This window comes from Streptococcus sp. Marseille-Q5855 (genome assembly GCF_946901985.1).
Classification (GTDB): domain Bacteria; phylum Bacillota; class Bacilli; order Lactobacillales; family Streptococcaceae; genus Streptococcus.
Genome location: NZ_CAMPPR010000006.1, coordinates 347,464 through 366,734, shown reverse-complemented (window position 1 = coordinate 366,734; position 19,271 = coordinate 347,464). Strand labels below are relative to the sequence as shown.

Annotated in this window: 24 protein-coding genes; 18 read left to right on the top strand and 6 right to left on the bottom strand. The window is 38.2% G+C overall.

Annotated elements, in window-relative coordinates; translation table 11 throughout:
* Positions 1-177 precede the first annotated feature (177 nt).
* The 16 genes from rplF (at position 178) to OC529_RS08155 (ending at position 10,009) form a co-directional block, all read left to right on the top strand.
* Positions 178-714, top strand: a complete 537-nt coding sequence (gene rplF / locus OC529_RS08230; protein ID WP_261062914.1) for a 50S ribosomal protein L6 — start codon at positions 178-180, stop codon at positions 712-714.
* A gap of 83 nt (positions 715-797) precedes the next feature.
* Positions 798-1,154, top strand: a complete 357-nt coding sequence (gene rplR, locus OC529_RS08225; RefSeq protein WP_000624044.1) for a 50S ribosomal protein L18 — start codon at positions 798-800, stop codon at positions 1,152-1,154.
* A 17-nt stretch (positions 1,155-1,171) separates the two neighbouring features.
* Entirely contained in the window at positions 1,172-1,666 is a 495-nt protein-coding gene (gene rpsE / locus OC529_RS08220) for a 30S ribosomal protein S5 (protein WP_000874202.1), read from the top strand.
* Between the two features lie 13 nt (positions 1,667-1,679).
* Positions 1,680-1,862: a 50S ribosomal protein L30 gene (gene rpmD / locus OC529_RS08215; protein WP_000057241.1), complete on the top strand. Its 183-nt coding sequence runs from the start codon at positions 1,680-1,682 to the stop codon at positions 1,860-1,862.
* A 144-nt stretch (positions 1,863-2,006) separates the two neighbouring features.
* Positions 2,007-2,447 carry a 50S ribosomal protein L15 gene (gene rplO / locus OC529_RS08210; protein WP_000766087.1) on the top strand — a complete coding sequence of 147 codons (441 nt, stop codon included), beginning with the start codon at positions 2,007-2,009 and terminating at the stop codon, positions 2,445-2,447.
* A gap of 12 nt (positions 2,448-2,459) precedes the next feature.
* Positions 2,460-3,770: a preprotein translocase subunit SecY gene (gene secY, locus OC529_RS08205; RefSeq protein ID WP_000465394.1), complete on the top strand. Its 1,311-nt coding sequence runs from the start codon at positions 2,460-2,462 to the stop codon at positions 3,768-3,770.
* Between the two features lie 150 nt (positions 3,771-3,920).
* On the top strand, positions 3,921-4,559 hold the full coding sequence (locus OC529_RS08200; protein WP_173219266.1) for an adenylate kinase: 639 nt from the start codon (positions 3,921-3,923) through the stop codon (positions 4,557-4,559).
* Between the two features lie 116 nt (positions 4,560-4,675).
* Entirely contained in the window at positions 4,676-4,894 is a 219-nt protein-coding gene (gene infA / locus OC529_RS08195; RefSeq protein ID WP_001029883.1) for a translation initiation factor IF-1, read from the top strand.
* A gap of 24 nt (positions 4,895-4,918) precedes the next feature.
* Complete coding sequence (rpmJ, locus tag OC529_RS08190) at positions 4,919-5,035, top strand: 50S ribosomal protein L36 (protein ID WP_001808836.1); 117 nt, start codon at positions 4,919-4,921, stop codon at positions 5,033-5,035.
* Between the two features lie 17 nt (positions 5,036-5,052).
* On the top strand, positions 5,053-5,418 hold the full coding sequence (gene rpsM / locus OC529_RS08185; protein ID WP_000090781.1) for a 30S ribosomal protein S13: 366 nt from the start codon (positions 5,053-5,055) through the stop codon (positions 5,416-5,418).
* Between the two features lie 17 nt (positions 5,419-5,435).
* Positions 5,436-5,819, top strand: coding sequence for a 30S ribosomal protein S11 (rpsK, locus tag OC529_RS08180; RefSeq protein WP_001118385.1), 384 nt, complete (start codon positions 5,436-5,438; stop codon positions 5,817-5,819).
* A 42-nt stretch (positions 5,820-5,861) separates the two neighbouring features.
* Entirely contained in the window at positions 5,862-6,797 is a 936-nt protein-coding gene (locus OC529_RS08175; RefSeq protein WP_000568988.1) for a DNA-directed RNA polymerase subunit alpha, read from the top strand.
* A gap of 11 nt (positions 6,798-6,808) precedes the next feature.
* Positions 6,809-7,195, top strand: a complete 387-nt coding sequence (gene rplQ, locus OC529_RS08170; protein WP_000331493.1) for a 50S ribosomal protein L17 — start codon at positions 6,809-6,811, stop codon at positions 7,193-7,195.
* 263 nt (positions 7,196-7,458) lie between these two features.
* Positions 7,459-7,725 carry an ACT domain-containing protein gene (locus tag OC529_RS08165; RefSeq protein WP_125454366.1) on the top strand — a complete coding sequence of 89 codons (267 nt, stop codon included), beginning with the start codon at positions 7,459-7,461 and terminating at the stop codon, positions 7,723-7,725.
* Positions 7,726-7,734: 9 nt separating this feature from the next.
* On the top strand, positions 7,735-9,072 hold the full coding sequence (locus OC529_RS08160; protein WP_262081920.1) for a PFL family protein: 1,338 nt from the start codon (positions 7,735-7,737) through the stop codon (positions 9,070-9,072).
* A gap of 244 nt (positions 9,073-9,316) precedes the next feature.
* Positions 9,317-10,009: a histidine phosphatase family protein gene (locus OC529_RS08155; protein WP_050261297.1), complete on the top strand. Its 693-nt coding sequence runs from the start codon at positions 9,317-9,319 to the stop codon at positions 10,007-10,009.
* Positions 10,010-10,111: 102 nt separating this feature from the next.
* Here the strand turns inward: OC529_RS08155 and OC529_RS08150 are convergent, their stop codons facing one another.
* The 6 genes from OC529_RS08150 to OC529_RS08125 form a co-directional block, all read right to left on the bottom strand.
* Complete coding sequence (locus tag OC529_RS08150) at positions 10,112-11,770, bottom strand: ABC transporter permease (RefSeq protein ID WP_173234362.1); 1,659 nt, start codon at positions 11,768-11,770, stop codon at positions 10,112-10,114.
* Complete coding sequence (locus OC529_RS08145; protein WP_173234365.1) at positions 11,760-12,851, bottom strand: ABC transporter ATP-binding protein; 1,092 nt, start codon at positions 12,849-12,851, stop codon at positions 11,760-11,762. Before OC529_RS08145 ends, OC529_RS08150 begins: the two co-directional genes overlap by 11 nt.
* A 12-nt stretch (positions 12,852-12,863) precedes the next feature.
* Complete coding sequence (locus tag OC529_RS08140) at positions 12,864-13,910, bottom strand: ABC transporter substrate-binding protein (protein ID WP_023946787.1); 1,047 nt, start codon at positions 13,908-13,910, stop codon at positions 12,864-12,866.
* A gap of 111 nt (positions 13,911-14,021) precedes the next feature.
* On the bottom strand, positions 14,022-14,795 hold the full coding sequence (locus OC529_RS08135) for a response regulator (protein ID WP_172923459.1): 774 nt from the start codon (positions 14,793-14,795) through the stop codon (positions 14,022-14,024).
* The gene (locus tag OC529_RS08130; RefSeq protein WP_262081919.1) at positions 14,788-16,437 is read right to left on the bottom strand and encodes a sensor histidine kinase; all 1,650 of its coding nucleotides are present in this window, start codon (positions 16,435-16,437) and stop codon (positions 14,788-14,790) included. Before OC529_RS08130 ends, OC529_RS08135 begins: the two co-directional genes overlap by 8 nt.
* Positions 16,438-16,611: 174 nt before the next feature.
* The gene (locus tag OC529_RS08125; protein WP_000406173.1) at positions 16,612-17,388 is read right to left on the bottom strand and encodes a glycyl-radical enzyme activating protein; all 777 of its coding nucleotides are present in this window, start codon (positions 17,386-17,388) and stop codon (positions 16,612-16,614) included.
* A 121-nt stretch (positions 17,389-17,509) separates the two neighbouring features.
* On the opposite strand from OC529_RS08125, the gene OC529_RS08120 reads away from it, so the two are divergent.
* Entirely contained in the window at positions 17,510-18,256 is a 747-nt protein-coding gene (locus OC529_RS08120; protein WP_262081918.1) for a DeoR/GlpR family DNA-binding transcription regulator, read from the top strand.
* 12 nt (positions 18,257-18,268) lie between these two features.
* On the top strand, positions 18,269-19,249 hold the full coding sequence (locus tag OC529_RS08115; protein ID WP_001070837.1) for a sugar-binding transcriptional regulator: 981 nt from the start codon (positions 18,269-18,271) through the stop codon (positions 19,247-19,249).
* The last annotated feature ends 22 nt before the right edge of the window (positions 19,250-19,271 follow it).

Here is a 19,271-nt window from a genome sequence, read left to right as displayed (position 1 = left end):
TAGCAGGAGCGATGCTCCAAGACAAACTTATCTTTTTCACCAAATGCTTAGCTCGAACTCAAATCAAGATACAAAGCTCGTTAGAGCGTGTTCAGTTCAACTCTTGAACTAAATAAGTATCTGAACCCCGTGAAAACTGGCCGTTCTGGCCTGACAATTTAACAGGAGAAAATAAACATGTCACGTATTGGTAATAAAGTTATCGTGTTGCCTGCTGGTGTTGAAATCACTAACAATGACAACATTGTAACTGTAAAAGGACCTAAAGGAGAACTTACTCGTGAGTTCTCAAAAGATATTGAAATCCGTGTGGAAGGCACTGAAGTAACTCTTCACCGTCCAAACGATTCAAAAGAAATGAAAACTATCCACGGAACTACTCGTGCCCTTTTGAACAACATGGTTGTTGGTGTATCAGAAGGATTCAAGAAAGAACTTGAAATGCGCGGGGTTGGTTACCGTGCACAACTTCAAGGATCTAAACTTGTTTTGGCTGTTGGTAAATCTCATCCAGACGAAGTTGAAGCTCCAGAAGGAATTACTTTTGAACTTCCAAACCCAACAACAATCGTTGTTAGCGGAATTTCAAAAGAAGTAGTTGGGCAAACAGCTGCTTACGTACGTAGCCTTCGTTCACCAGAACCATATAAAGGTAAAGGTATCCGTTACGTTGGTGAATTCGTTCGCCGTAAAGAAGGTAAAACAGGTAAATAATGTTGAGTGGTTGATTTTCAACCACCAACCTATTTTCCAACTTTGTGCATAGCACACGATTTAAAACTAAAGAGGTGAAAACTGTGATTTCAAAACCAGATAAAAACAAACTCCGCCAAAAACGCCACCGTCGCGTTCGCGGAAAACTCTCTGGAACTGCTGATCGCCCACGTTTGAACGTATTCCGTTCTAATACAGGCATCTACGCTCAAGTGATTGATGACGTAGCGGGTGTAACGCTCGCAAGTGCTTCAACTCTTGACAAAGAAGTTTCAAAAGGAACTAAAACTGAACAAGCCGTTGCTGTCGGTAAACTCGTTGCAGAACGTGCAAACGCTAAAGGTATTTCAGAAGTGGTGTTCGACCGCGGTGGATATCTATATCACGGACGTGTGAAAGCTTTGGCTGATGCAGCTCGTGAAAACGGATTGAAATTCTAATAGGAGGACACTAGAAAATGGCATTTAAAGACAATGCAGTTGAATTAGAAGAACGCGTAGTTGCTGTCAACCGTGTTACAAAAGTTGTTAAAGGTGGACGTCGTCTTCGTTTCGCAGCTCTTGTTGTTGTTGGTGACCACAACGGTCGCGTAGGATTTGGTACTGGTAAAGCTCAAGAAGTTCCAGAAGCAATCCGTAAAGCAGTAGATGATGCTAAGAAAAACTTGATCGAAGTTCCTATGGTTGGAACAACAATCCCACACGAAGTTCTTTCAGAATTCGGTGGAGCTAAAGTATTGTTGAAACCTGCTGTAGAAGGTTCTGGAGTTGCCGCTGGTGGTGCAGTTCGTGCCGTTGTGGAATTGGCAGGTGTGGCAGATATTACATCTAAATCACTTGGTTCTAACACTCCAATCAACATTGTTCGTGCAACTGTTGAAGGTTTGAAACAATTGAAACGCGCTGAAGAAGTTGCTGCCCTTCGTGGTATTTCAGTTTCTGATTTGGCATAAGAAAGGGGATAAAATGGCTCAAATTAAAATTACTTTGACTAAGTCTCCAATCGGACGCATTCCATCACAACGTAAAACTGTTGTAGCACTTGGACTTGGCAAATTGAACAGCTCTGTTATTAAAGAAGACAACGCTGCTATCCGTGGTATGATCACTGCAGTATCTCACTTGGTAACAGTTGAAGAAGTAAACTAATGAATTTTTAGGGGATGTGCACTATACCATCCCCTAAAACTAGATATAGTCATCTATGATGACGTCGTATAGGCGAGTTGATGGGGGAGACAACCTTTTCTCCCTTATCGGCGCTAGCATTTTACAAAAGAGGAGAAAATAAAAATGAAACTTCATGAATTGAAACCTGCAGAAGGTTCTCGTAAAGTACGTAACCGCGTTGGTCGTGGTACTTCATCAGGTAACGGTAAAACATCTGGTCGTGGTCAAAAAGGTCAAAAAGCTCGTAGCGGTGGCGGAGTTCGCCTTGGTTTTGAAGGTGGACAAACTCCATTGTTCCGTCGTCTTCCAAAACGTGGATTCACTAACATCAACGCTAAAGAATACGCAATTGTGAACCTTGACCAATTGAACGTCTTTGAAGATGGTGCTGAAGTAACTCCAGTTGTTCTTATCGAAGCAGGAATTGTTAAAGCTGAAAAATCAGGTATTAAAATTCTTGGTAACGGTGAGTTGACTAAGAAATTGACTGTGAAAGCAGCTAAATTCTCTAAATCAGCTGAAGAAGCTATCACTGCTAAAGGTGGTTCAGTAGAAGTCATCTAAGAGAGGTGACCTATGTTTTTTAAATTATTAAGAGAAGCTCTTAAAGTCAAGCAGGTTCGATCAAAAATTTTATTTACAATTTTTATCGTTTTGGTCTTTCGTATCGGGACTAGCATTACAGTTCCTGGTGTGAATGCCAATAGCTTGAATGCTTTAAGTGGATTATCCTTCTTAAACATGTTGAGCTTGGTCTCAGGGAATGCCCTAAAAAACTTTTCGATTTTTGCCCTAGGAGTTAGTCCTTATATCACCGCTTCTATCGTTGTCCAACTCTTGCAAATGGATATTTTACCCAAGTTTGTAGAGTGGGGAAAACAAGGGGAAGTAGGTCGAAGAAAATTGAATCAAGCTACTCGTTATATTGCTCTAGTTCTTGCTTTTGTGCAATCTATCGGGATTACAGCTGGTTTTAATACCTTGGCTGGAGCTCAATTGATTAAAACTGCTTTAACTCCACAAGTTTTTCTGACGATTGGTATCATCTTAACAGCTGGTAGTATGATTGTCACGTGGTTGGGAGAGCAAATTACAGATAAGGGATACGGAAACGGTGTTTCCATGATTATCTTTGCCGGGATTGTTGCCTCAATTCCAGAGATGATTCAGGGCATCTATGTGGACTACTTTGTGAACGTGCCAAGTAGCCGTATCACTTCATCTATCATTTTCGTAATCATTTTGATTATTACTGTATTGTTGATTATTTACTTTACAACTTATGTTCAACAAGCAGAATACAAAATTCCAATCCAATATACTAAGGTTGCACAAGGTGCTCCATCTAGCTCTTACCTTCCATTGAAGGTAAACCCTGCTGGAGTTATCCCTGTTATCTTTGCAAGTTCCATTACTGCAGCGCCTGCGGCGATTCTTCAATTTTTGAGCGCCACAGGTCATGATTGGGCTTGGGTAAGGGTAGCACAAGAGATGTTGGCAACCACTTCTCCAACTGGTATTGCCATGTATGCTTTGTTGATTATTCTCTTTACATTCTTCTACACGTTTGTACAGATTAATCCTGAAAAAGCGGCAGAGAACCTACAAAAGAGCGGTGCCTATATTCACGGAGTTCGTCCTGGTAAAGGTACAGAAGAATATATGTCTAAACTTCTTCGTCGTCTTGCAACTGTTGGTTCCCTCTTCCTTGGTGTGATTTCTATTTTACCGATCGTAGCAAAAGATGTTTTTGGACTTTCAGAAGCAGTTGCTTTTGGAGGGACTAGTCTTTTGATCATTATCTCTACAGGTATTGAAGGAATCAAACAATTGGAAGGTTACCTATTGAAACGTAAGTATGTTGGTTTCATGGACAGAACAGAATAAAAGTATTTACTGAATTAGTAAATACTGAGGGAGTGGAGGTTTAAACTCTGGCATTTGTGAGAGTTTGGTCTCCCCTCTTCTATTTTGTTTTTAAATAGGGGTGAAAAGACCTTTTGCTTCTATTTAAAAATAAAATAAGGAGATCAAATCATGAATCTTTTGATTATGGGCTTACCTGGTGCAGGTAAGGGAACTCAAGCAGCAAAAATCGTAGAACAATTCCATGTTGCACATATCTCAACTGGTGATATGTTCCGCGCTGCTATGGCAAATCAAACTGAAATGGGTGTTCTTGCTAAGTCATACATTGACAAGGGTGAATTGGTTCCTGACGAAGTTACAAATGGAATCGTAAAAGAACGTCTTTCACAAGATGATATTAAAGAAACAGGATTCTTGTTGGATGGTTACCCACGTACAATCGAACAAGCTCATGCCTTGGACAAAACATTGGCTGAACTTGGCATTGAACTAGAAGGTGTCATCAACATTGAAGTGAATCCAGACAGCCTCTTGGAACGTTTGAGTGGCCGTATCATCCACCGCGTAACTGGAGAAACTTTCCACAAGGTCTTTAACCCACCAGTTGACTATAAAGAAGAAGATTACTACCAACGTGAAGATGATAAGCCTGAGACAGTAAAACGTCGTTTGGATGTGAATATTGCTCAAGGAGAACCAATCATTGCTCACTACCGTGCCAAAGGTTTGGTTCATGACATCAAAGGTAATCAAGATATCAATGATGTCTTCTTAGATATCGAAAAAGTATTGACAAATTTGAAATAAAGCGTTTTTCACACTTGCAAAAATCCGCTACAAATGTTATACTGAGATAGTCTGACTTATAATTGTTGTCTCTGTGTCTAGAGGCATCGAATCGAAATTTATGGAGGTGCTTTTGCGTGGCAAAAGACGATGTGATTGAAGTTGAAGGCAAAGTAGTTGATACAATGCCGAATGCAATGTTTACGGTTGAACTTGAAAATGGACATCAGATTTTAGCAACAGTTTCTGGTAAAATTCGTAAAAACTATATTCGTATTTTAGCGGGAGATCGTGTTACTGTCGAAATGAGTCCATATGACTTGACACGTGGACGTATCACTTACCGCTTTAAATAATCGAAAAACTTGGAGGGATAAGAAATGAAAGTAAGACCATCGGTCAAACCAATTTGCGAATACTGTAAAGTTATTCGTCGTAATGGTCGTGTTATGGTAATTTGCCCAGCAAATCCAAAACACAAACAACGTCAAGGATAAGATAGAAAGGAGAAAACATGGCTCGTATTGCTGGAGTTGACATTCCAAATGACAAACGCGTAGTAATCTCATTGACTTATGTTTATGGTATCGGACTTGCAACATCTAAGAAAATTTTGGCTGCTGCTGGAATCTCAGAAGATGTTCGTGTACGTGATCTTACATCAGATCAAGAAGATGCTATCCGTCGTGAAGTGGATGCAATTAAAGTTGAAGGTGACCTTCGTCGTGAAGTAAACTTGAACATCAAACGTTTGATGGAAATCGGTTCATACCGTGGTATCCGTCACCGTCGTGGACTTCCTGTCCGTGGACAAAACACTAAAAACAACGCTCGCACTCGTAAAGGTAAAGCTGTTGCGATCGCTGGTAAGAAAAAATAATATAGGAGGTAAAAGTCTTGGCTAAACCAACACGTAAACGTCGTGTGAAAAAGAATATCGAATCTGGTATTGCTCATATTCACGCTACATTTAATAACACTATTGTTATGATTACTGATGTGCATGGTAATGCAATTGCTTGGTCATCAGCTGGTGCTCTTGGTTTCAAAGGTTCTCGTAAATCTACACCATTCGCTGCTCAAATGGCTTCTGAAGCTGCTGCTAAATCTGCACAAGAACACGGTCTTAAATCAGTTGAAGTTACTGTAAAAGGTCCAGGTTCTGGTCGTGAGTCAGCTATTCGTGCGCTTGCTGCCGCTGGTCTTGAAGTAACAGCAATTCGTGATGTGACTCCAGTGCCACACAATGGTGCTCGTCCTCCAAAACGTCGCCGTGTATAATCATCGCATTACACTGCTTTTCGTTTAAGAGGGAGTAACTAAATGATCGAGTTTGAAAAACCAAATATAACAAAAATTGATGAAAATAAAGATTATGGCAAGTTTGTAATCGAACCACTTGAACGTGGCTACGGTACAACTCTTGGTAACTCTCTTCGTCGTGTACTTCTAGCTTCTCTACCAGGAGCAGCTGTGACATCTATCAACATTGATGGTGTGTTACATGAGTTTGACACAGTTCCAGGTGTTCGTGAAGACGTGATGCAAATCATTCTGAACATTAAAGGAATTGCAGTGAAATCGTACGTTGAAGACGAAAAAATCATCGAACTGGATGTTGAAGGTCCTGCTGAAGTAACAGCTGGTGACATTTTGACAGATAGCGATATTGAAATTGTAAATCCAGATCATTATCTCTTTACAATCGGTGAAGGTTCTTCCCTAAAAGCGACTATGACTGTTAACAGTGGTCGTGGATATGTACCTGCTGATGAAAATAAAAAGGATAATGCACCAGTTGGAACACTTGCTGTAGATTCTATTTATACACCAGTTACAAAAGTCAACTATCAAGTGGAACCTGCTCGTGTAGGTAGCAATGATGGATTTGACAAATTAACCCTTGAAATCTTGACAAATGGAACAATTATTCCAGAAGATGCTTTAGGGCTTTCAGCACGTATTTTGACAGAACATCTTGATTTGTTTACAAATCTTACTGAGATTGCTAAGTCAACTGAAGTGATGAAAGAAGCTGATACTGAATCTGACGACCGTATTTTGGATCGTACGATTGAGGAACTGGACTTGTCTGTGCGTTCATACAACTGTTTGAAACGTGCCGGTATCAATACTGTGCATGATTTGACAGAAAAATCTGAAGCAGAGATGATGAAAGTACGAAATCTTGGACGCAAGAGTTTGGAAGAAGTGAAACTCAAACTCATTGATTTGGGTCTTGGATTAAAAGATAAATAAAGGAGGAATACATGGCTTACCGTAAACTAGGACGCACTAGCTCACAACGTAAAGCAATGCTTCGCGATTTGACAACTGACCTTTTGATCAACGAATCAATCGTGACAACTGAAGCTCGTGCTAAAGAAATCCGTAAAACTGTTGAAAAAATGATTACTCTAGGTAAACGTGGTGATTTGCATGCACGTCGTCAAGCAGCTGCTTTCGTACGTAATGAAATCGCATCTGAAAACTATGATGAAGCAACTGATAAGTACACTTCTACTACAGCACTTCAAAAATTGTTCTCAGAAATCGCACCTCGTTATGCTGAACGTAACGGTGGATACACTCGTATCCTTAAAACTGAACCACGTCGTGGTGATGCAGCGCCAATGGCGATCATCGAATTAGTATAAATCATCAATTTTGTTGAGTGTTATGATGATGGAGTCTTGTGCTCTTAGTCTAGCTCTGGTCTACCGCTAGGATTTCGGTCCTAGCGGGAACACTCATCATAAGTTGGGATAGTAGACGCTTGTTTACGAAATTGTTTTTTTCTTAAGAACAACTTCGTAAGCAGGCGTTTTTGAGTATTTTCGTTAGAATTATGCTATACTATTTGAAAAGAATCCTGTTTAATGTTCAGGTTTCCTATTAAAAGAAGAATTGGAGTTTGCTTATGAAAGCGATTATAACTGTTGTTGGTAAAGATAAATCTGGAATTGTTGCAGGTGTTTCTGGTAAAATTGCAGAATTAGGTTTGAACATTGATGATATTTCTCAAACTGTCTTGGATGAATATTTCACGATGATGGCTGTCGTTTCTAGCGATGAAAAGCAGGATTTTACCCATCTTCGTAATGAATTTGAAACTTTTGGTCAAACTTTGAATGTGAAAATCAATATTCAGAGTGCAGCAATTTTCGAAGCTATGTATAATATCTAGGAGGTGCACATGGATATTAGACAAGTTACTGAAACCATCGCCATGATTGAGGAGCAAAACTTCGATATTAGAACCATTACCATGGGGATTTCCCTTTTGGACTGTATTGATCCAAATATCAATCGTGCTGCGGAGAAAATTTATCAAAAGATTACGGCCAAGGCAGCTAATTTAGTGGCTGTTGGCGATGAAATTGCGTCTGAGTTGGGAATTCCTATCGTTAATAAGCGCGTATCAGTGACTCCTATTTCTCTGATAGGGGCAGCGACAGATGCGACGGACTACGTGGTTCTGGCAAAAGCGCTTGATAAGGCTGCGAAAGAGATTGGAGTGGACTTTATTGGTGGTTTATCTGCCTTGGTACAAAAAGGTTATCAAAAGGGAGATGAGATTCTCATCAATTCTATTCCTCGTGCTTTGGCTGAAACGGACAAGGTATGCTCGTCAGTCAATATCGGCTCAACCAAGTCTGGTATCAATATGACGGCTGTCGCAGATATGGGACGTGTTATCAAGGAAACGGCAACTCTATCTGATATGGGGGCAGCTAAGTTGGTTGTATTCGCTAATGCTGTTGAGGACAATCCATTTATGGCGGGTGCCTTCCATGGTGTTGGGGAGGCAGATGTTATCATCAATGTCGGAGTTTCTGGTCCTGGTGTGGTGAAACGTGCCCTGGAAAAAGTTCGTGGAGAGAGCTTTGACGTAGTAGCAGAAACGGTCAAGAAGACTGCCTTTAAAATCACTCGTATCGGTCAATTGGTTGGTCAAATGGCCAGTGAGAGACTGGGTGTGGAGTTTGGTATTGTGGACTTGAGTTTGGCGCCAACTCCTGCGGTTGGAGATTCTGTAGCACGTGTCCTTGAAGAAATGGGGCTAGAAACAGTTGGTACGCATGGAACGACGGCTGCCTTGGCTCTCTTGAATGACCAAGTTAAAAAGGGTGGAGTGATGGCCTGCAACCAAGTCGGTGGTTTGTCTGGTGCCTTTATTCCTGTTTCCGAGGATGAAGGAATGATTGCTGCAGTGCAAAATGGCTCTCTTAATTTGGAAAAACTAGAAGCTATGACGGCTATCTGTTCTGTTGGTTTGGATATGATTGCCATTCCGGAGGATACACCTGCTGAAACCATTGCGGCTATGATTGCAGATGAAGCTGCAATTGGTGTTATTAACATGAAGACAACGGCTGTTCGTATCATTCCAAAAGGAAAAGAAGGCGATATGATTGAGTTTGGTGGCCTATTAGGAACTGCACCTGTTATGAAAGTCAATGGGGCTTCGTCTGTTGATTTCATCTCTCGTGGAGGACAAATTCCAGCACCAATTCATAGTTTTAAAAATTAAGAAAATAGGAGAAATTTTAAGTTCTATTTAAGGTTGGATGTGTATACTATAATCATTAAATAAAGACCTCCTAATATTATTTGAAACAGATAACACTGATTTAGTTTGAATTTGATTTTCATCTAATATCTTTATTTAATAGAACTCCTAAACTTTTTCATAATAATCTCCTGCAAAAGTCACCTGTCTGGGTGGCTTTTGTTTTATCATCCATGATATAATAGAAGCAAACGGAGGACGGAAAATGGTAAAAGTACGATTGTATTTGGTACGTCATGGCAAGACTATGTTTAACACGATTGGTCGCGCGCAAGGTTGGAGCGATACTCCCTTAACAACTGAAGGTGAACGAGGGATTCAAGAATTAGGAATCGGTTTGCGAGAATCTGGTCTACAGTTTGAGCGCGCTTATTCCAGTGATTCTGGTCGCACCATTCAGACAATGGGAATTATCCTTGATGAACTTGGTTTGCAGGGGAAAATCCCTTATCGCATGGACAAGCGTATCAGAGAATGGTGTTTTGGTAGCTTTGATGGAGCCTACGATGGCGATCTTTTCATGGGCATTATTCCTCGTATCTTTAATGTGGACCACGTTCACCAATTATCTTATGCGGAACTGGCTGAGGGTTTGGTAGAGGTCGATACAGCTGGTTGGGCTGAGGGCTGGGAAAAACTCAGTGGCCGAATTAAGGAAGGTTTTGAAGCGATTGCCAAAGAAATGGAAGAGCAAGGTGGGGGCAATGCTCTCGTTGTCAGCCATGGAATGACCATTGGAACCATTGTTTATCTGATCAATGGTATGCATCCACATGGTCTCGATAATGGTAGCGTGACGATTCTTGAATATGAGGACGGTCAGTTTAGCGTAGAAGTTGTCGGCGACCGTAGTTACCGGGAACTAGGACGTGAGAAGATGGAGGAAGCCTCTATTTAATCAGTTTAGACTTACTTGCCATGAGCTAGGGATTTGATAGGAATATCAAGATAAGAAAAAACAGCCGAGGGTAATCCTTTCGGCTGTTTTTGATGGGGAAAACTAAAGTGTAATGCTGTTGCTTTTAGAGATTTTCATGAACAAGAGCAAGGAAGCTACTGTTAGAACAGTCAGGATAGTTGACAAGGCTGCGGCTACACCGTAATTTCCTCTGAGAACCTCTGTATAAATAGCTACAGTCATTGTTCTTGTTTTGACATTGTAGAGGAGGATAGAAGTAGAGAGTTCTGAAATCATTGTGACCCAAGATAGGATGGCTCCAGAAATAATACCAGATAGCATCATTGGAGTTGTAATCTTGGCAAAGGTATTGAGACGGCTACTTCCTAAGCTTTCCGCGGCTTCTTCAATACTTGGGGCTATTTGTTGTAAGCTAGCAACAGATGAGCGAATAGTATAAGGCAATCTTCTGACAGATAGGGACATAATCAAGATGAAAGCAGTTCCTGTAATCATAAGAAATCCACTTCCAAATAGGCCAGTATTGAAGGAAGAAATGAAGGCAATCCCTAGAACGGTTCCTGGTACAATATAAGGTACCATACTGAGGCTGTCAATTAAGTTTGTAAACAAATTCCGTTTTCTAACGGCTAGGTAGGAGATAAATGTTGCGAATAGGACAACTAGAACTAAGGCAATCAAAGGGATACGAATAGTATTGAAAATAGCAGAGCCCATACGATTGAAAGCTACCTTGTAACTATTTAGAGAATAACCTTTGACAAATACCATACCTGATGTTTTTAGGAAAGAGGTATAAATCAAGTAGATTTGAGGTAAAACAGAGATAAAGATAATTCCGTAGACTGTTGTATAAATGGCAGCCATTTTTCCTTTTGTAGTTTTTTTAGGCTCAATTGGATGGAGCGAATTCATGCTGAAACTGTAGCGATTTGCAATGTGTTTTTGGATAAGGAAAATCGCCAAGGCAATGATAATCGCCATAATTGCTAAAGCAGATGCAAAAGCAGAATTTCCTCCAACCTCGCTAATAAATTGGGTATAAATCAAGACTGGGAAAGTCCGATATCCTTCACCAATTAACATAGGTGTCCCAAAGTCTGAGAATGCTCTCATAAATACAAGTAGGGCAGCAGCTAGTAAGGTTGGAACGAGGAGAGGTAAAACAACCGTTACGATACGCTTAAATCCGAAGGACCCCATGCTTTCAGCAGCTTCAAGTAGAGAATTGTCAATACTTTTCATTGTCCCAGCAACGTATAGAAATACCAGTGGGAATAGTTGCAGTGTAAAGACAAGTACAATTCCTTTGAATCCATAAATATCGATAGCTGGAAGATGAAGGGCATTTGTCAGGAATTTAGTAATGACCCCATTTCGTCCCAGCAAGAGAATCCAGGAGTAGGCTCCCACGAAAGGAGCTGACATAGAAGCAATGATAATCAATATTTGTAGAAATTTCTTTCCCTTGAAGTCATACATAGAGAAGAGATAAGCTAATAGGGTTCCTACAACTAAGGAAGTGACAGTAGCGGTAATGGAAACCTTGAAACTGTTGACAAGTGTCTCAGAGTAGTAGGCTTTACCAAAGAAAGTGACAAAATTAGCTAGTGAAAATTGTCCTTCATGTATGAGTGCTTGCTTGAGCACGGTAACGATAGGATAAACCAGAAAGACAAGATAGGTAAGAAAGATGAAGAAAGAGGAGGCTGTCCAAATATTTAGTTTTTTACGTTCCATGGTTGACTCCTTTTATCAGGTTTTGCGAACCATCTGCAGAAAAGACGTTTAATTTTTGGGTATTGATTCGTAGACGAATACGATCGCCTTTTTGTAGATCTTCTTCAAAAGTTGATTCTTCGCTAACTTGAATTTTTGAGGCAAAACCTGTCTCAATGAAATACTCCGTATTTAGTCCAAGATAGACGCTATCGCTAATAGTTCCTTCAATATCTCCAGATTCATCTTTGATAAACTCTTCAGGACGAATACTTACATGAATAGCTTGCTCCTCAGCCTGATCAAGAGCTGGCATTCGAAGGGCATAGCCATCTGAAAAAACGATATAAGCGCCGTTGCTCCGTTTTTCGAGATTAGCAGGGATAATATTTGTGCGTCCGATAAAGGTTGCTACAAACTCATTAGCTGGTTTATGATAGAGTTCTTTTGGCCGACCGATTTGTTGGATAACTCCGTCTTTCATAACAGCAATTTGGTCTGAAATAGCCATGGCTTCTTCTTGGTCGTGGGTCACATAAACGGTTGTAATTCCCACTTCGTGTTGGATTTCTCGAATAGCTTGACGCATATCCAAGCGAAGTTTGGCATCTAGGTTACTGAGCGGCTCGTCCATGAGGAGAACACTTGGATTAACAGCTAAGGCACGTGCCAAGGCGACACGTTGTTGTTGTCCACCACTGAGTTTATCAGGCTTTCGATCCGCATATTGAGCAATTTGCATGAGTTCAAGATATTTATTGGTCTGTTGTACTAATTCTTCTTTTGGAACCTTCTTTTGCTTGAGACCAAAAGCAACATTATCTCGGACAGTCAAATGTGGGAAAATAGCGTAGTTTTGGAAAACCATCCCGATATTGCGTTTGCTGGGTTCCATATTATTGATTTTTGTATCATCGAAGTAAAATTCTCCGCCTTCGATACTGTTGAAACCTGCAATCATACGAAGAAGGGTCGTTTTCCCACACCCTGAGGGTCCAAGAAGGGTAAAGAGACTTCCTTTTGGAATTGTAATGTTCAAATTCTCAATAACAGGGACATCGTGGTAGATTTTTTTGGCGTTAATAATTTTGATCTCACTCATAGTGAACCTCTTTTACTGTTTAGATTGGATATCTGTAAAGACTTCGTTGTATTTCTTAACGATATCTGATTTATTCTTGATGACATAATCATAATCTTCAGTGAGTGTTTTGATTTTGTCAATTGGTTTCATATTTTCGCTTGTTTTAGCATTTTTACGAACAGGCCGGTTAGTAGTGGTTGTACCAAGTGTATCTTGTACTTCTTGAGAGATAATGAAATCGATAAATTTCTTGGCATTTTCCATATTTTTAGCTTTTTTAACGATAGCAGCACTAGCAGGTAGGAAGACTGTTCCTTCTTTTGGATAGACTACCTTGATATTAGCTCCGTCATTTAAGAGTTTAACTGCTGGATCTTCATAAGAGAGACCAACAGCCATTTCTCCGTCAGCGACTGCTTTATAGACACCAGATGAACTTGAACCGATTTTCCCATCAATAAGTGTGAAGAGATCTTTTACATAAGACCAAGCTTTATCGTCTTTGTAACCACCTTGAGCTTGTAGCATATTTGTTAATTGAGCAAAGGCGCTAGAAGAGTTTGCTGGGTCAGCAGTTGCGATTTTTCCTTTTAGTTCAGGTTTGAGAAGGTCGCTATATCCTTCGATGTTCATGCCTTTCGTTAAATCAGGATTGACGATTAAAACACTACCATCTAGTGTATAAGGTGTAGAGTAGCCAGTTGTGTTTTGATATTCTTTGATAACATTATCATTTTCTTTTGAAGTATAGTTTTCAAAGAGTTCTCCGTGGGTAGCATATTGTGTATAAGAACCACCAAAGATGACATCAGCTACAGGAGCTTCTTTTTCTGACTCTAGTTTTTTGAAAAGTTCTCCAGTACCAGCTTGAATCAGTTCTACTTTGATACCATATTTTTCTTCAAAGGCAGGAATAGTTGCTCCGATTAAGCCCTCTGAGTTTGGTGAATAAACGACTAGCGAACCGCCGTCTCCTTTATCAGATGAATCGCCATCGGCAGATTCATTAGAAGAACAAGCAGCAAGACCAAAAAGAGCTAGTCCGCAAGCAGCATAATACATCCATTTCTTTTTCATGATGGATACCTCCGTTGTGTTATTTAAGTTTATTTTAAAACAATGTAAGCGTTTTAAAAACCGACAATTCTATTCTATTAGAGTAAAATTCTCTACAAAAAGAAGAATAGCTTATTTTACTATTCTTCCGAGTGATTTCAATTCCTTTGGAGAAATATGGAGATACTTTTTAAAAACTTTGGCAAAATATTTATAGTCTGAAAATCCAACTTGATCAGAAATGTCGCTTAGAGGGGAGTTGGGAGATTCAGCCATCTTCTCTATAGCTTGTTTCAGACGATATTGTAAGATATATTCATTTAGAGTCATGGGGAAGTCTTCTTTGATAACTTTATATAGATAGCTTTCGCTATAGTTTAAAGCTTCAGCAATAGTCGCAATCGTAAAATGCTCTGCATAATGCTTGTGGACAAAGGAAATAATTTGTTGAATGATTTGGTTTTGTGTATCAACCTGTTGGATAGAGGTGAGTAAAGTTTGATATTCTTCTAAAAAAGGAGTTTCTTGATAGGTGCTACCTTGTAATCGCAAAACAATGTTTTGAAGACATTCTGTCAATTCCTTGGTATCAATTGGCTTGGATAAGAAATCAACTGCTCCATATTGCATGGCTTTTTTGGCATTTTGAAAATCGTTATAACCTGATAAGATAACTTTTTCATAAGAAAGGGTACGAGTAGCTTCGAACATCATAAAAGCATCCATAATTGGCATTGTGATGTCTGTTAAGACAATATGAGGTTCTTTTTCTTGGATGAGTTTCATTCCCTCTTGACCGTGACTGGCAGTTCCTACGACTTGGATACCTAAGGCAGAGTAGTCTACGGCAATCTCTAGCCATTTTCGAATGAGGTGTTCGTCTTCTACGATAATGAGCTTAAACATGAGTTAGTCCTTTCGTTACAAATTTGACCCAAGTTTCTCCTTGGCGATTGACTCCTAAATCTAGCTGGACATCAGAAAAGAAATTGCTCAATCGTTTGTAGCTGTTCACGATGCCATGCTGGGTATGAGGGCTTTCTAAAGAGTCTAAAATAGCGAGTCGCTCTTGTTTTGTGAGTCCTCCAGCATTATCCTTGACTAAAAAAGTTAGAGAATCTGATTCCAAGGTAATTTGGATATCAATATGAAGATCAATACGGTATTGCATCCCATATTTTATAGCATTTTCTACTAGAGGAAGCAAGAAAAGTTTAGGAATAGGCTGATTATCAACAGTTTCTGGGCAGACAATATCATAGGAGAAGTGCTCGAAACGAATCTTATGAATCATAAGGTAATCCTCTATAATCTTTAAATCCTGACAAATGGTTGTTTCCTTTTCTAAATCGGTGATACTGTAGCGAAGAATGCGCGTGAGATTTTGAATCAGGTCTTGTGTGAGGGCGGCATCCATTAAAGAAGTAATTTTAATTGTCTCAAGTGTATTGTAGAGAAAATGAGGATTGAACTGAGCTTCCAGCATTTTTCTTTCAAAAATCCACTTTTCTTTTTCTATGGTTAGCATTTTTTGATGAAGTTGATCTAATTCGTACAACATATTGTTGATTTTTTCTGCCATAAACTCAAACTCATCCCCTGTTTGTAGAGAAAGCCTTTTATCTGCTTGTTTGGGAATTTCTTGAAGTTGGTAAACCAAACTTTCAATAGGAACAGCGTTGTGTGTAGCAATCTTATGAGCAATTCGCCTCGCTTGCCAGAAGTAGAGGAAGAATATACATAAGGTGAGGACGGAGGCTAGGCCGAGTAAGCTAGGAATGGGAAAGAAGGATTGAAAAGTATAGATTGAAAAAATAGCACCGACTTTTTCTTTTTGAACAATAAGCGGTTCATTCGCATACCAGTGGGTGCGAGAGTGTAGGAGTTTTTCATCCAATTTTTCAAGAGTGGAGCGAGTAAACTGATTTGTGTTGTTGGAAAACATATTTCCAAAGCTATCGGTAATGATGTATTTGGAATTGATCATTGGGAAACTTGAGATAAAATCATTCTCATTTACGAAAGCAATAGTATAGGCCTTAACTCGTTGGTTTTGAAGTAGTGGTTTGATAAAGAGTGTGTAATGTTGCTTATCTGAAGAAAGTGCAATTTTTTCTGTAACTTTATCTTGAGAAGGATTTTGAATGAGCAGTTTTAGATAGTAGGGAGATAAAATACTTTCTTGATGATTTCGATTGGTACTAAATAGTAATTCACCTGTATCACTTAGGATAATGAGGTCAGAAGTAAGTTTTAATTTAGCTTTTGTCTCGTAAAATAAGCTAAAGACTTCTCTCTCTGTGTGTTTGCCCTCCAAAAATTCAGGAATCATTTTATTGTTCATAGTAGTCAGGAGCTCATTATTTGCTTCTTTCATTTCTTGAACCTGTTTTACAATCTGTCTCGTATCTTTGGAGAGTTGTTGCTTTTGTAAAAAATAGGAAAAACCAAAAAGTAAAATGAGTAGTAAGAGTGAGGTCACAAAGGCTGCGATAGAGCTTCTATGGAGAATTTCTTTTTGGAGAGATTTTTTAAAGGAATGAGACATCCGCTACCTCCTTGGAAGGGTTTTCTGTTATAAGTATAGCAGTTTAAAAATTTTAGAGCAAGGTAAAATAGAAAAGGTTTGGCTAAAATTTTTTAGCTAAACCTTTTGAAAAGTTAAGTATGTATTATAGATGCTTGTTATCTGCAAATAGCTAGAGCATTTCAAGGAAATAAACTAGAAATAACAATTAATATGATGGTTCAGAAATACCTTTTGATAATCAATAAGATCTTCAGGATGAAGTGCGTTGACTCCATCCATTTCATATTTCCGATTTAATAAACGATATTTGTTTTCACCAAATTGATGAAAAGGGAGTAGTTGAACTTGGTCGATATTTAATGAGTTAAATAGAGTAGCGAATTCTTCTGCATCCTCTAAACTATTATTAAAATCAGGAATAACTGGGATTCTTAAAACGATAGTTTTATGTTGAGAAAAAGCATAATGAATGTTTTTAATAATCATTTGATTAAAAACCCCAGTCACTTTTTTATGTTTTATAGAATTATAATGTTTTAGGTCTGTGTAGATAAAATCCACATATTGGATTAAATCAACAAATTTTTCATGATCAACAAAGGCAGTAGTTTCAATGGCAGTGTGTATGTGATGTTCTTTAGCTGACTTTAAGATGGCTTTAGCAAATTCAAACTGAGCAAATATTTCACCCCCTGATAAAGTTAAACCTCCACCGGATTCTTCGTAAAATTCTTTGTCTTTTAATACCTCTGTAATAATTTCTTCAACAGTCTTTTCTTCACCGACTAAGGTGAATTTTTCTCGTTGAGCATCTTTCATTTTTTCAGGTTTCATTCTTTGAGATTCAGGATTAGAACACCATGGACAGCGCAGAGGACATCCTTTTAAAAAAACAGTTGTACGAATACCCGGACCGTCATGAATTGAAAAGTGTTGAATATTAAAAATAATTCCTTTAGATATTTCCATAAGAGTTCCTCCTCTTTATAATTCTATCCTATCACAAAAACGAAAGAAAAACAATTACGAACGAAAGTTTAATTTGTTGTTTTTTGCTTTTTATTTTGGTAGAATAAAACGGAGGTGTAAAATGAAAAGATTGGAACAAATTATTAAATTAGTATCAGAATATGAAAAGATTGATGTTAATACATTATCGGAAAAATTAAATGTATCAAAAGTAACGATTAGAAAAGATTTAGATAAATTAGAGTCAAAAGGCTTATTACACAGAGAGCATGGATATGCTGTATTACATAGTGGAGATGACTTAAATGTACGCTTGTCAATTAATTATGAAATCAAGAGAAAAATTGTTCAAGAAGCAGTAAAATTAGTATCAGATAATGAAACAATAATGATAGAATCTGGTTCAACCTGTGCTTTACTTGCTGAGGAAATTTGCAAGCAAAAAAGAAATGTTACGATTGTAACAAATTCATTTTTTATAGCAAATTTTGTGAGAGCTTATGATTCATGTCGTATTATTGTTCTTGGTGGAGAGTTTCAGAAAGATTCACAGGTTACCGTAGGACCTTTATTAAAAGAAATGATACAGACTTTTCATGTGCGTCAAGCTTTTGTTGGGACAGATGGCTACGATAAAGAGATGGGCTTTACAGGAAAAGATTTAATGCGCAGTGAGGTAGTTCAATATATTTCAGCAGCGTCGGATAAAGTCATTGTGCTAACTGACTCAAGTAAATTTGATAAAAGGGGTACAGTAAGAAGATTTGCTTTAAGTCAAGTCTATGAAGTAATAACAGACGAAAAACTTTCTAAACAAAATATAGCTACATTAGAAAATGCTGGGATAATGGTTAAGGTAGTTTCGTAAGAGGTTAAGTGTATGAATCAAGATAGGAATAAACTGCTCTCTAAAATTGCTTATCTGTATTATATTGAAAACTTAAATCAGTCACAAATAGCAGCAAAATTAGGAATTTATAGAACCTCTATTAGTAGAATGTTAACAGAAGCAAGGAATGCAGGAATTGTTAAAATTGAAATAGAGAATTTTGATACCAATATGTTTAAGTTGGAAAATTATGTAAAAGAAAAGTATGGTCTGGAAAGTTTAGAAATTATTCCAAACGAATTTGATGATAATCCAACAATTTTATCTGAAAGAATTTCTCAAGTTGCAGCAGGTGTCCTTAGGAATTTAATTGATGATAATATGAAAATTGGCTTTTCTTGGGGGAAAAGTTTAAGTAATTTAGTAGATTTAATTCACAGCAAAAGTGTCCGAAATGTTCACTTCTATCCTCTAGCAGGTGGTCCTAGTCACATACACGCTAAATACCATGTGAATACACTGATTTATGAAATGTCTAGAAAATTTCATGGAGAGTGTACATTTATGAATGCAACAATTGTGCAAGAAAATAAATTGTTAGCAGATGGTATTTTGCAATCAAGATATTTTGAAGATTTGAAAAATAGTTGGAAAGATTTAGATATAGCTGTGGTTGGGATTGGTGATTTTAGTAATAAAGGAAAACATCAATGGTTAGACATGCTTACAGAGGATGACTTTAAAGAATTGACAAAAGTTAAAACTGTAGGGGAAATTTGTTGTCGATTCTTTGATTCAAAAGGTAAAGAAGTTTATGAGAACTTACAGGAAAGAACGATAGCAATCTCTTTGGAAGATTTAAAAAATATTCCTCAAAGTTTAGCTGTTGCTTACGGTGATACGAAAGTATCTGCGATTCTTTCTGTCTTGCGTGCTAATTTAGTAAATCATTTGATTACAGATAAAAATACAATTTTAAAAGTTTTGGAAGAAGATGGTGATTTTTCTTTTCGAAATATTTTATGTGAGTGAAAATGATAGACTGATTCAGTTT